Origin of the sequence: Streptosporangium canum, assembly GCF_900113865.1 — a bacterium.
GTDB classification, from domain to species: Bacteria; Actinomycetota; Actinomycetes; order Streptosporangiales; family Streptosporangiaceae; genus Streptosporangium; species Streptosporangium canum.
This window is the reverse complement of record NZ_FOQY01000045.1, coordinates 1-12,809: the sequence shown is the minus strand read 5'-3', so window position 1 is coordinate 12,809 and position 12,809 is coordinate 1. Positions and strand designations below refer to the sequence as shown.

The 12,809-nt window shown below is 70.7% G+C and carries 7 protein-coding genes; 1 reads left to right on the top strand and 6 read right to left on the bottom strand.

Annotated features, from left to right (window positions below):
- Positions 1 to 12: 12 nt before the first annotated feature.
- The 6 genes from BM085_RS38310 to BM085_RS38285 all read right to left on the bottom strand — a co-directional run bounded on the left by BM085_RS38310 (position 13) and on the right by BM085_RS38285 (position 11,387).
- Entirely contained in the window at positions 13 to 441 is a 429-nt protein-coding gene (locus BM085_RS38310; RefSeq protein WP_093891672.1) for an acyl-CoA thioesterase, read from the bottom strand.
- 3 nt (positions 442 to 444) lie between these two features.
- Positions 445 to 6,237: a type I polyketide synthase gene (locus BM085_RS38305; RefSeq protein ID WP_093891671.1), complete on the bottom strand. Its 5,793-nt coding sequence runs from the start codon at positions 6,235 to 6,237 to the stop codon at positions 445 to 447.
- On the bottom strand, positions 6,234 to 7,223 hold the full coding sequence (locus tag BM085_RS38300) for an enediyne biosynthesis protein (protein ID WP_093891670.1): 990 nt from the start codon (positions 7,221 to 7,223) through the stop codon (positions 6,234 to 6,236). The genes BM085_RS38305 and BM085_RS38300 overlap by 4 nt, the downstream gene beginning before the upstream one ends.
- A 4-nt stretch (positions 7,224 to 7,227) precedes the next feature.
- Complete coding sequence (locus BM085_RS38295; RefSeq protein WP_093891669.1) at positions 7,228 to 9,204, bottom strand: CRTAC1 family protein; 1,977 nt, start codon at positions 9,202 to 9,204, stop codon at positions 7,228 to 7,230.
- Positions 9,201 to 10,175 carry a DUF1702 family protein gene (locus BM085_RS38290; protein WP_093891668.1) on the bottom strand — a complete coding sequence of 325 codons (975 nt, stop codon included), beginning with the start codon at positions 10,173 to 10,175 and terminating at the stop codon, positions 9,201 to 9,203. Before BM085_RS38290 ends, BM085_RS38295 begins: the two co-directional genes overlap by 4 nt.
- Positions 10,176 to 10,391: 216 nt before the next feature.
- Positions 10,392 to 11,387 carry a DUF1702 family protein gene (locus BM085_RS38285; RefSeq protein WP_093891667.1) on the bottom strand — a complete coding sequence of 332 codons (996 nt, stop codon included), beginning with the start codon at positions 11,385 to 11,387 and terminating at the stop codon, positions 10,392 to 10,394.
- A 1,004-nt stretch (positions 11,388 to 12,391) separates the two neighbouring features.
- On the opposite strand from BM085_RS38285, the gene BM085_RS38280 reads away from it, so the two are divergent.
- On the top strand, positions 12,392 to 12,809 hold a 418-nt coding region (locus BM085_RS38280; RefSeq protein WP_093891666.1), incomplete at its 3' end, for an enediyne antibiotic chromoprotein.

The window sequence follows — 12,809 nt, the reverse complement described above, 5'->3', positions numbered from 1 at the left end:
CTGGATCCGCGCCTACGGCGCGTACGGTTCGAGCGCCCGGGCCAGCGCCTCGGGGACCCTGGCGGGGACCGTCCGGGTGTTCGGTCCGCGCATGCACGCGATGCGTTGCCGGCCGCGGGCGATGAGCGTCTCGCCGCCGCCCGCGTGGAGCCGGACGTAGTCGAAGTTGAACTCGATCTGGGTCTGCGTGAGATCGACCAGGCGCATCCTGATGGAGAGCTCGTCGAAGGCCGTGATCTCGGCGAAGAACTCGCAGTCGACCTTCAGTGTGAAGAGCTTCAGGTCGTCCTGGAGGTCCACGAGCACCTCCGGTGCCTGCAGCTTCAGGAACATCTCCCGGCAACGTCCCTGCCAGCGCAGGTAGTTGACGTAGTAGACGTTGCCGACGAGGTTGGTCTCCTCGAAGCCGACCGTGTGCAGGTATTCGAAGTACTTGCCCATGGTCTACGACCGCCCTTCTGTAAGGACTGCGAACACGACTGGATCCGGGGTGTCCCGCAGGCTCGTGACGAGTGTCGCGATCCGCAGGTCGCCGGAGGCGAAGACCACCCACGCGTCCCGTTGGGCCGGGGCCGGGGTGAGGGGGGCGCCCGGCGAGAGGCCCGCGTTCCGCAGGCACTCGACGGCGGTCCGCACCCGCGTGGCGGCGGTGTCGAGCCTCTCCCCCGTCTGCGCGGAGACCTGCTCGGCGACGGGCACGTGCCCGCCGAGCAGTTCCCGCCACGCCTCCGCCGACTGTTCGGTCACCCGCTCGACGGCGCAGCCCACCGTGCCGGCGGCCGCGACGCCCAGGGTCACCCCCGCCGTGTGGGACGCCGAGACCGTACGGCCGCCGCCGGTCTCCGGCCGGCCGTCCGGCAGGTACCGGATCTCGGCCTGGTGGCCCAGCGCCCGTCCCACGGCCACGGCCGTCAGGACCCGGTGCCCCTCGTCCCCTTCCGGGGCGTCCGGGTAGTGCGGTTCGACGGCGACCGCGACCCGCGAGCCGGTCAGGTCCTCCAGCGTCCGCTCCAGGTAGGAGCCGAGCAGGGGGGTGACCCAGGGGCCGCGCCCGTCCTTCTTCCGCACCGCCTGCAGGCGCAGGCCCTCCCACCGCTCGACGACGTCACCGGCGGCGGTGCGCACCGCGATGTCGTAGATGTAGGTGTCGCCGTCGCGCTGCCGCTCGGTGGCGCAGTAGCGCAGCTCCGCCGCCTCGGCCAGCGCGGCGCCGCCGGGGTGCACCCGCTCGATCCCGGTCGGCAGCAGGGTGGCGTCCGGGACGCAGACCTGGTTGCCGTGCATGAGCGCGTCGCGCATGCCCGGGTCGCCGAGCAGCAGCTCGCCGGGGAGGAAGGCGGCGAACCAGTCCCTCGCCTCCACCGCCGCCACGTCGGCGTCGACGTGGCGGGCCGCGGCCCGGTGGTAGCGGCGCAGGCGCTGGAACCGGGTGCCCTGGAACAGCACGTCGCCGTACATCTCGGTGGCCGGGTCCAGCGGCACCACCGGCAGGCCCTCGCCGACCTGGTCCGGCGGGCCGTCCGGCGCGCCGTCACCGGTGAAGCGCAGCCGCGCGCGGAAGTGGTCCACGTCGAAGCCGGTCTCCGCGCTGCGGATGGCCACCTCGACGGTCTCGTGGTCGGTCACGGTCGCGGCGATCCGGACCGTGGTGCTGCCGGTCGGCGGCACGATGATGGGCCGCAGGAACTCCGCCTGCTCGATCACCGGCACCGTCTGCCACCCGGTGGCCGCGGAGGCCACCTGTGCCATGGCCTCCATGCCGAACACGGCGGGGAAGAGAAGGTTGCCGTCGAGGAGGTGGTCGGCGAGGTAGAGGTCGGTCCCGGCGTTCATCTCGATCTCGGTGACGAGCTCGACGCCGTGGTAGCGGATCAGCGGCCTGTCGACGAAGCGCAGCAGCGGCAGCGACGGCAGGTCGTAGCGGACGGTGTCGATGCCCTCGGTGCGCCCGCTGATCACCACGACGGTGGGCGCGTCGGGGTCGGCCACCAGCCGCCGCATGATCTGCACGCCCTGCTCCGGGGAGATCGGCGTGATGCCCTTGCGGGCCAGTCCGTCGACGACCGAGAGGCGTTCGCCCATGCCGACGTCGGACCAGACCGACCATTCCATGCAGATGCTGCGGCACTGCGGGTGCTGCTCGGCGACCTCGCGGGTGAGGTCGGCCAGCCACTCGTTCGCGGTGGCGTAGTGCGCCTCACCGTGCAGTCCCGCACGGCCGATGATGCTGCCGAAGGACACCAGCAGGCGCAGCCGGCCGGGTTCGACGGCGGCCAGCACGTTGCGCAGGCCGCCCACCTTGGGGGCGAAGGTCCGCCGGAAGGCGGCCATGTCGAGGCTCGCCAGCCCGCCGGGCTCGTTGCGGCCGGCGCCGTGCAGCACGGCGGTGACGGGTCCGAGGGCCGCCTCCACCTCGGCGACCCCGCGACGCACCTGGTCGAGGTCGGTGACGTCGGCCCGGGCGTAGTGCACGCTCACCCCGGAGTCCGCCATCCGCCGGAGGTTGTCGGCCAGCTCCTGGTCGTCGGCCGGATCCGAGCGTCCCAGCACGGCCAGCTTGGCGCCGGTGTCGGTGGCCACCGCCAGCGCGCATTCGGCGGTGATGCCCTTCCCGCCGCCGGTCACCAGCAGCACGTCGGTCCCGTCCAGCGGCTGCCGCGTGCGGGCCGGCCGTACCGGCAGCGCGCGCATCGTCGGCACCCGCCGTACGCCGTCGCCGTCGTAGTGGACCTCGGCGTAGGCCGAGGTCGCGGCCACTTCGGCCACCACCTGGCCGACCGCCTCGGGCCCCGCGGGCACGTGCACGATGGTTGTCCGCAGATGAGGGGCCTCCAGCTGCAACGTCTTTGCCAGGCCGGCCGCGCCGCGGCCGTGCTGGACCAGGACGAACCGGCTGTCCTGCGCGCCGCGGATGGCGGCCTTCGCGCCCAGCAGCGCCTGCTCCACCTGTTCCTCGGAGCAGTTCGGCGGCAGGCACACCAGCACGCCGGAGCCGACCTTCTCGCGTTCGAGGGCCTGGCGCAGCGGCTCGGCGATCGGGGACTCTCCCGCCCCGAACACCTGCCACTGCCCGTTCTCCTCCGGTGTGGTCCGCGCCGGCAGCGGCAGCTCGTCGAGGTCGACCGCGAACGGCCGGGCCCACGGAGCCGATCCGGCCACCAGCCGGGCCGGCGCGGCACCGGCGGTCTGGGCGTTCTGGGCCAGCGCGTCGAGCGCCTCGGCCAGCTCGCGCAGGCTCGCGGTGGCGAGGTTCGTCGGCGCCTGCGCCGCGGGCACGCCCAGCCGCTGGGTCGCCTGGTCGATGATGTGCATCACCGTGACCGAGCTCAGGTGCAGCTCGTCGAGCGGGTGGCTGTCCTCGCCCACCATCTCCAGCGGCAGCTCGGCGCGTTCGGCCGCCAGGCGGCGCAGCAGGTCGACGCTCGACTCCCCCGGCTGCCCCTCCTGCTGCTGCTGTGTGCCGGTGACGACGGTCTTCACGGGCTCCTCGACCTTGCGGACACCTGCGCGGAGCTTGACCTCCGGTGCCTGCTCGGCCGGGCTGGCGAAGAACGTGAACTCGGCGCCGACCTCCAGCGGCCGGATCAGCCGGCCCTGGAAGAGCTCCTCGTGGATGATCGGGACACCGGTGACGTAGGCCGCGCCGGCCACCCGCAGCAGCCCGGCCAGCGACTCGTCGTCGGTGTCCAGCGCGACCGCCGGCACCTTCGTCAGACCTGACGCCAGGCCGCTGAGCACCCGGCCCGGACCGACCTCGACGAACAGGTCGACGTCCTTGGCCGCCAGCTCCACCGCCTGGGTGAACAGCACGGGCTCGGTGATCTGCCGGCGGAGCAGTGCCGGGACGTCGGTGTCCGGTGACAGCTCCTCCCCCGTGACGGTGGAGACGACCTGCCGTTCGATCGGGCCGAACTCCTCGCCGGCGAGCTCGGCGCCGAGGGCGTCGGCCGCCGGCGCCACCAGCGGCGAGTGGAAGGCGTGGGACACCGCCAGGCGGGTCCACCGCACGCCGGCGTCGGCGGCCTTGCGCCCGAACTCCTCGATCGCCTCGACCGGTCCCGCGACGACGGTCTGCTCCGGCCCGTTGTATCCGGCGATCACGACGGGCAGGCCGGCCGCCAGCCCGGTCACGACGTCCGGCGTCGCGCGGACACCGGCCATGGTCCCCGAGGCGCTGTTGTCGGCCATCGCTCTGCCGCGGACCCCCGCCACGTGCAGCAGGGTCTCCTCGTCCATCGCGCCGGCCCACTGCAGCGCCGAGAGCTCGCCCAGGCTGTGGCCGACTGCGATGTCCGCGTCCACCCCGAGGGCGGACAGGACCCGCAGGCCGGCCAGCGAGCCGGTGACGATGCGCGGCTGGGCGACCGCGGTCGCCACCATGTCACCGGTCGTGGGCAGCGCCGCCTTGGCGTAGATCTCCTCGACCTCGGTGAAGCGCCGGCGCAGCGCGCCGCCGCTGGTGCCGCGGCCCGATCCCTGCCCCGGGAAGAGGAAGCCGACCCGGCCGGTCCCGTCCGCGTGGCCCAGGAAGGCTCGGCCGTCCCGGGCGAACAGGCTGCTCTCGCCCGCGTCGAGGGCCTCCAGCACGCGCCGGAGCTGCCGCTCGGCGTCCTCGGGCGAGGAGACGACCACCGCGGCCCGGTAGGGCAGGTCGCGCAGCTCGCGCTGGAGCGTGGCCGCCAGGTCGGAGAGCTGGGCGTAGGACACCTGCGGCACGAAGTCGATCAGCTGGGTGAGCCGCTCGCGCAGCGCCTGCGGTGAGGCCGCGTCGGCGAGCAGCAGCTCCACGTCCTGAAGCGACGAGGCCAGCATCCTGGTACGGCTGGGGAGCGGCACGCGCCGCCGCGGGCCGGTCTTCTCCAGCACGATGTGGGTGTTGATGCCGCCGAAGCCCATGGCCGTGACGCCGGCGCGTACCGGTGCGCCGGCCGGCCAGGGCTCGGCCTTGCGCAGCACGCGCAGGGACGACGACTCCTCGGTCAGCACCTCGTGGGGGTCGACGCAGCCGATGGTCGGCGGCAGCACCTGCTCGTGCACCGCCATCGCCGCCTTGATCAGACCGGCCACCCCGGCCGCGGCCTTGGCGTGGCCGATCATGCCCTTGATCGAGGTGACCGCCGCGGGCGCGGCGTCGGGGTCGGCGGCGTGCCTGGCCCCCGACAGCGCGGTGAGCTCCGTCTTGTCGCCGACCGCCGTACCGGTGCCGTGGCCCTCGAACAGCTCCACGGTCTCGATGCCGAAACCGGCCCGCTCGTACGCCCGCCGCAGCGCGAGCTGGTAGCCGCTGACCTCGGGCCTGGTCATGCCGCCCTTGCCGTCGGAGGAGATGCCCCAGCCGGCGATGGTGGCGTAGACGCGGTGCCTGGCCTCCAGGGCGTCGGCCTCGCGCATCAGCACGACCATCCCGCAGCCCTCACCCGGCCAGAAGCCGTTGGAGCCGCGGTCGTACAGCCGCATCTCGCCCTTGGCCAGGGCGCCGGTCTTCGCGAAGCCCACGATCTCGAACGGGTCGATGGACAGGTCGACCCCGCCGGCGATGGCGACGTCGACATCGCCGTCGAGGAGCGCCTTGGACGCCGTCGCCACCGACAGCAGCGAGGACGAGCACGCGCCGTCGACGGTGTAGCCGCCCCCGTTGAGGTCGAAGTGGTTGCAGATCCGCCCGGCGATCGTGTTGGAGAGACCGCCGGCCAGGGTGTCCTCGTCGATGGAGGGGAAGGGGTTTTTGTAGGTGGCCTCGAAGTCGTCGAGGAACGTGGCCAGCCGGTCGTCGTCCCAGCCCTGCTCCTTGAGCGTCGCGGCGAGCGTGCGGCGCACGTACGGCCAGCGCAGGCGCATCACGTTGGCGCGGGTGAACTCGCCGGTGAGGGTGTTGCCCACGACCACGCTGGTGCGCTCGCGGGGCAGGCCCTCACCTGAGGGGAAACCCGCGTCGGCCAGTGCCAGGCTCGCCATGTCGAGCGCGAGCCAGTGCGTGAGGTCGGTCGACCGGTAGGTGCTACCGGCGATCTTGTAGGCGATCCGGTCGAACTCGTAGCCCTCGATGACCGCGGCGTTGCGCGCGTAGAAGCGGTCCGGGGTGGCCGGGTCGGCGTCCCAGTAGTCTTCCAGTCGCATGCGCACGTCGGGCAGTCGGCGGAAGGCGCGGCGACCGGCGAGAGCGTTCTCCCACAGCTCCCTCGGCGATGCGGCGTCCGGGTAGCGGCACGCCATGCCGACGATCGCGATCCTGCTCATACGGCCGCGACCTCCTTCTCACCGGCCGGCGAACCGGCGACGGCCGGGCCGGGCACCTGGGCGGCGGCACTGCGCTCCTGCGCCTTGGCCTGCTCGCGGGCCTTGTCGACGATGTAGAGCGACCACAGGAAGCCGCCGCGGATCAGGCAGACGATGGCGGTGGCGAAGAAGATCCCGTAGGGGATGCTCATGCCGGTGAGGACGCCGTAGACCAGGGCCACCCCGCCGCCGAAGGCGAACTGCGACAGCGGCTTGGACGGGCTCGTGCCCGGGTCGGTGATCATGTAGTTGGTGAAGAGGATGAACGCCACCCCGGTCATCATCGCCAGGCCACCGGGGATGGAGGTGTCCAGGATGAGACCGCGGACGACCGCCTGCAGGGCGAAGACCCCCACCCAGCCGATGATCAGCCACATCCGGTTGGTGAGCTTGGCGTTGAGCATGGTGCCGAAGAAGAGGATGACGCCCGGGACGATCCAGTCGATCGGGTTGGAGACGCTCTCGGTGAAGTGGTACGGCGGGGCGATGCTGGCCCAGGGGAAGAGCACCAGGATGACCGCGATGCCGAAGTTGGACGGGTTCATGAAGTGCCGCAGGCGTCCGCGCACCGGTGCCCGCAGCACCCACTTCGTGCCGACCGCGACGAGGACGCCGAATATCAGGACCAGGACCTGGTCGTTGACGTAGATCAGCATGTTCATCGCGAGGCTGGTGATGTGGGCGGGCAGGAGGAACTCCATGAAGCCGCGGGCGCCGCCGCCGGTGAAGCGGGGCGGGCGCCCCTCGTTGCGGGCCGAGATGTACTCCAGGCCGATCTCCGCGGTGTAGCCGGTGGCCAGCGCGATCAGGGGCCACAGCCACGGCTGCTCGAATCCGAGGACCGTGTAGCCGAGGATGTTGAAGACCGTCATCGAGAGGGCGAACCTGCGCAGGGCCGTGACGACCTTGGGGTCGTGACGCGGCGGGTTGTTGGTTTTCTCTGCCATGCCGTCACTTCTCCTTGGCCTGAGAACCGAGCTGGATGGAGTGCCGGCCCGGGGTCAGCTGAAGGGTCTGCTCGTGGAGCTGTCCGGTCCTGTCGCGCCAGCACAGGCTGACCTGCACCGGTCCGGTCACGTTCGGCCCCAGGCCGATGTGCACGTCGTGGCTGCGCCGGCCGGAGTGGCCGCTGCCGCCGTCGACCCGGGCGATGGTCTTGCGCCCGTCCGGCGTGGTGACCGTCACCTCCGTGCCGATCGCGGCCGAGCCCGGGGCCGGGAGCGTGCCCGCGGCCGGGGCGCCGGTGGTGGCGGAGCCCTCGTGGGTCAGCTTCAGCCCGAGGAAGGCACCGGGGTTCGGGCTCGTGTTCTGGTAGAACACCGGCTCGTCCCACTGCCTGGCGACCGCGAGGTCGAGCAGGCCGTCGCCGTTGGAGTCGCCGGTGGCCAGCCCGCGGGTGGGCACCGGGATGGCCATGCCGAGCTGCTCGGAGATGTTGGCGTAGCGGCCGTCCTCGTTCTTGGCGAAGAAGGCGAGGGTCTGGTGTCCGGCGACGTCGTCACCGGCCCGGACCTTGGGCCAGGAGCTCGGGTTGCGCAGAACGCCGTCGTTGGCGGTCGCCAGTTCCTGCAGCACCGGCCAGCGGTTGACCTCTCCCTTGACGAAGCCGGTGGCCTGGGCGATCGCCAGGTCGCCGCTGTTGTTGAAGTCGTCGATCTTGACGTCCCAGCCCCAGCCCGTCCAGGCGGTGGACTGCTGGGCGCTGCGGTCCTCCCACGGCGCCTCGCCCTTGGCGAGCTTCGCGCGCAGGTCGGCCCGGTCCTTGGCGGTGGACATGAACTGGAGGTTGCTCTCCTCGATGCCGAACGAGGTGGTGATGTTGCTGACGAACATGTCGTAGATGCCGTCGCCGTTCAGGTCGCCGAAGTCGAGGCCCATGCCCTTGAAGGAGTCGTGGCCGATCGACTTGGACTTGGGGATGAGCGGCGTGCGCACGCCCTCCACCACCGAGAACTTGATCTCGCCCGGCTTGGACCGGTTGTACAGCAGCCGGTCGGGACCGAAGTCGTTGGCGAGGTACAGCTCGGGCAGCATGTCGCCGTCGAGGTCCGCGGAGGCCGCGCCGAGCTCCCAGCCCTTGGAGACGTTGCTGGGCAGGACGTGGTCGAGCTTCTGGAAGGTCGCCGACGGCTGCGCGCCCGCGCTGCCGGCGGTCCAGCGGAAGAAGTAGTCCTCGCCGCCGTTGAGACCCCGGGACATGGAGTCGTTCATCTCCACGCCGCCGTTGACCTTGTCGTTGAGCACCGGGCTGTGCGGGAAGTAGTTGCCGATGAAGATGTCACCGTGCCCGTCGCCGTCGAAGTCGGCGAAGGTGGCCGTGTTGCTGTTCCACAGCGGTCCCGTGTACTCGGTGTCGCCGACGCCCGGCACCAGCTCGGTGGGCAGGTACGCTCCGGCGCCGAGACTCTGCGCGTCCGCCTTGGCCAGGTAGACGATCGGCGTGCGGCCCCACAGGTAGACGAGCAGGTCGGTGCGGCCGTCCTCGTTGAAGTCACCCGGCAGGCAGCCCATCGGGGCCATGGCCTCGTTCATGGGGAGGGTGCCGGGGTTGAGCGCGAACGGCGCGTACCGGCCGGACCGCTCACCGGGCGTGGGGGTGACCACGACCTGGTCGATCCGGGGGTCGGTGATGCACAGGTCGTTGGCCAGGCCGTCCCCGTCGAGGTCGTTCATCGCGACGCCGGCGCCGACCGAGGAGATCCACGCGTCGATGTGCGTGTATCTCTTGTTCACCGCGCGCATCGTCTTCTGGGTGAACCCTCCGGGCATCGCGATGTTCATCGGGGTGAACCCGTACCTGCTCGCGATGTCCGCCTTCTCGTCGGCGGACGACGTGGGCGGGCGGCTCACTACGAACGCGCCCGTCATCAGCACGAGGGCGACGATTCCGGGCAGCTGCTTCCGCAGCCAGCCAGCTGTCGTGGTCACGGACTAACACCTCCAAGGGATACGAACTCGTTGGCGATGCGCTGCCGCCATACCTCGTAGGCCGGCAGCTGGCCCTGTACCGTCCCGGCAGGGCGGGTTTCGTGAGTGACCCGTGCCGCCTGCTCCGGCGTCGTGCCGCAGATCACCTGCGTCGCGACCTCGTTGTGCGGCACCAGCAGGTCGGCCCGGACCCGGGCCTCGGCCGCGAACGCGCTCCCCTGCGCGAGCAGGGGGCGGTACTCCCCGGCGCGCTCCCGGAACGCCAGCAGTTCGTCCTCCTGCGCGCCACCGGCGTAGGTGGCGGCCAGTCCCGCGCCGCCGTACAGGTCGGCGCGGCGGGACTCGGGGAACCCCTCGATCATGGATGCGACCCGGTCGCCGTCGGTACCGTTGACGAACCACAGGGCCCGGCCGATGCCCTGGTCGATGGCCCGGTTGGCGTACGACGTGGGGTCGTCGGCCGGCCAGGGGAAACCGGGCGCCTGGTACTGCTCGTGCACGTACTGCTGGGTGCGGAAGTAGGCCTGGTGGAAGCCGTAACCGTCGTGCACGAGCCAGAGCAGCAGCGGGTCGAGCGTGCTGCTCTTCGGCCACAGGAACCGCGGCAGGCGCGCCATCGCCCAGCCGATACCGACGTAGACCATGTAGATGTGGTCGTTGCCGCGTCCCGCCAGGAAGCCGGCGAGTTTGCCCCCGCCCCCGCCTCCGACCGGCATCGCGTCAAGGATGGTGAAGGCCATGCCGGCGCCCTCGTAGGCGAAGCCACGGAACTGCCGGGGAACCTGCTCCAGCCACTCCTCCGCCTCGGCGGGTGTACGCGCCTCCGCCGCGTATGCGTAGCCGGTGAGAAACGTCGCGCCGATGGTCTCCAGCTGTTCCCGGGCCTTCGGGCTCTTCACATGGAAACCACGTGTCGAGAGCAGTGTCTCTGAGATGTCGGGTGTCAGAATGCGGCGTCTCAATGACCGCATAAAACTAGCCAATTACCTCTCCGCCCCTCAGGTCGCCTCTTCTCCAAGGGTTAATAAATCTAGATAAATCTACCCATAGGAGTTGTTCTCGGGTCCACTTCATACGTGCTCACTAGGAGAAACACAGCCGCTTTCCAGGCATGGTCGACCCGATTACCGGCTGCCGGGAATACCGCTTTATGCGAAATCGCCGATGACGGTCACGCGCCGGCGCGGTCAGCTCAGCAGAAGATCCGCGGACGAGGTGAAATGCGAACGGATCCTGCTCCGCCACAACTCGTACTGCGGAACCGGCCCGGAACCGTGCGGGTCCACGGCGGTGTCGTCGGCGAGCGCGACGGCGTTCTCGATGGACAGGTCCGCGAGGACGGCGGCGGCGGCCTCGGTGTGCGGCGGCACGAACCCGGAGAAGTCGCGCGCCTTGACCGCGAACACCACGCCCTGGGCCAGCTCCGCCCGGTGCTCACCGGCCTCCCGGCGCAGCGTGGCGAGGGCCTCGGTGCCGGCGCCGCCGGCGAACGTCGAGGCCAGGCCGACGCCGCTCCACAGATCGGCCTGGCGGTGGCCGGCGAAGCGGCCCACGGCGGAGGCGACGTCGGGCACCTGGCCGCCGTGGATGAACCACAGCGCCCGGCCGATGCCCTGGTCCACCGCACGCGGGAAGTAGTCGGGCGAGCCCTCCCAGGGGTAGGAGGCCGGCACCCGCTGCTCGTCGACCCAGCGCCGGGTGTCGAAGTAGGCGCGGTCGAAACCGTAGCCGTCGACCGCCAGCCAGCTCATCGTCGGGTAGTAGGCCGACCCGCCGAGGTCGGGCATGACCTTCTTCCACAGCGGTCTGGGCAGGCGCGCCATGGCGAACCCGATGCCGATGTAGGTCAGGAAGATGTGCGGCTGCCCCGGACCGAGCAGCAGGTCGCGGGTACGGTGACCACGGCCGCCCGCCATCGCGTCAAGGATGGTGAAGGCCATCGTCGCGCCCTCGTAGGCGAACCCGCGCTGCTCGGGGTCCACCATGCTCAGCCGGCGCTCGACCTCCCACTGGTCACGCGCGTCGATTCCCCATTCGAATCCACAGATCACCGCCTGGGGAATCGCTTCCAGGCGCCGTGTGGCGTCCGACGGCGTGACGGGAAATCCCCGCCCTTCGAAACTCACCTCGGCCAGCGACGGCGTCATCACAAGCCTGCGCAGTGAACCGAACAGCGTCGGCATAAGGCCCTCCTCACCTTCCCATTGGCTGGCGGCGGTCACTGGCCATCAGCCGGACCTTCCTATGGTCATATGTGGAATCTGGGGATACATCTCCCGAATTGCGACACTCTGTGATGATTAACTGCTTAGTAATGCGATGGAATTCCATGATTTATTAGGTGTCCGCACTGGTGGCGGGGCCCGCCAGACGCGCGCGGGGCCGCTGACGGGTACCCCGAGGCAACCCCCAGGCCCGTCGACCGCTACCCCCTACGCCCGGACACCGGCGCCCCCGGCGCCCGGACATCGACGCTCCCTACGCCCGGACACCGACGCTCCCTACGCCCGGACATCGGTGCCCGGTGCCCCCGGCACAGAGCATCGGTGCCCCCAGCGCCCCGGGGCAGAGGAAGGCCGCCCCGCCGGCAGCCGGCGACACCCCGGCGCCGCCGCCCGTCAACCCCAGCCGGCGCTCCACGACTCAACCGAAAACCCCACCAACCCCCTGGCGGCGCTCCACAACCCGGACGGAGAGCTCGCCAAGCACTGGCAGCGCCCCACAACCCGGCTGACAAGCTCGCCAAGCACTGGCAGCGCTCCACAGCCCGGACAGGGAGCCTGCCAACCCCTGGCAGCGCCCCACAACCCGGACGGAATACGGGTAAAGGCGGGCTACTTCACCGCCGAAATGCCACAGGGAGTTTTTCGGACACGATCCGTCCCTGCCGGCAGCCGCCAAGCTACGGGGCCGGACATCTCCACGCCCCGTACCTTCCGCCCGAAACCCGAGGTAGAAGCATCCCCCCGGTCACAGCCATCCCCCGGTACGGCTCCGGCCCGGCTGCGGCGCCTCTTCTCATATAGCAGGTGGACCCGTCCAGCGTTTCGGCTGACAGGAAACGGCTACCCCCAGGCAGCTTACTGACCCTGACACACCTGGTTTGCAACCAGTCGAATCAGCAGAATTTGGTGTGCAAGGACAAAACAACAACAACAAACCACCACCCCAACCGAAAGGCCAAACAATGCACAACACCAACAACACCAACACCAACAAGAACAAGAACAAGCTCATCGCCAAGCTCGGCGCCACCGCCGCCCTGGCCCTCGGCCTCGGCCTCGCCCTCCAGCCCGCCGCCGGCGCCACCACCACCCCCGCCACCTCCGGCGCATCGATCACGGCCGCCGCCATCTCCGTCGCCCCCGCCACCGGACTGACCGACAACACCACCGTCACCATCACCGCCACCGGCCTACAGCCCGGCAGCGTCTACCACCTCGGCCAGTGCGCCGCCGTCCGCCCCGACGCCTTCGCCTGCAACGCCGCCACCAACGTCGACGTCACCGCCTCCGCCACCGGCACCCTCAGCAAAACCCTCACCGTCCGCACCGCCTTCACCGGCAGCGCCGCCGACGGCACCACCTGGCCCATCAACACCGCCA

Coding starts and splice junctions, on each gene's coding strand:
- BM085_RS38310 (WP_093891672.1), bottom strand. CDS start 441: ATGGGCAAGTACTTCGAATACCTGCACACGGTCGGCTTCGAGGAGACC.
- BM085_RS38300 (WP_093891670.1), bottom strand. CDS start 7,223: ATGGCAGAGAAAACCAACAACCCGCCGCGTCACGACCCCAAGGTCGTC.
- BM085_RS38290 (WP_093891668.1), bottom strand. CDS start 10,175: ATGCGGTCATTGAGACGCCGCATTCTGACACCCGACATCTCAGAGACA.
- BM085_RS38305 (WP_093891671.1), bottom strand. CDS start 6,237: ATGAGCAGGATCGCGATCGTCGGCATGGCGTGCCGCTACCCGGACGCC.
- BM085_RS38285 (WP_093891667.1), bottom strand. CDS start 11,387: ATGCCGACGCTGTTCGGTTCACTGCGCAGGCTTGTGATGACGCCGTCG.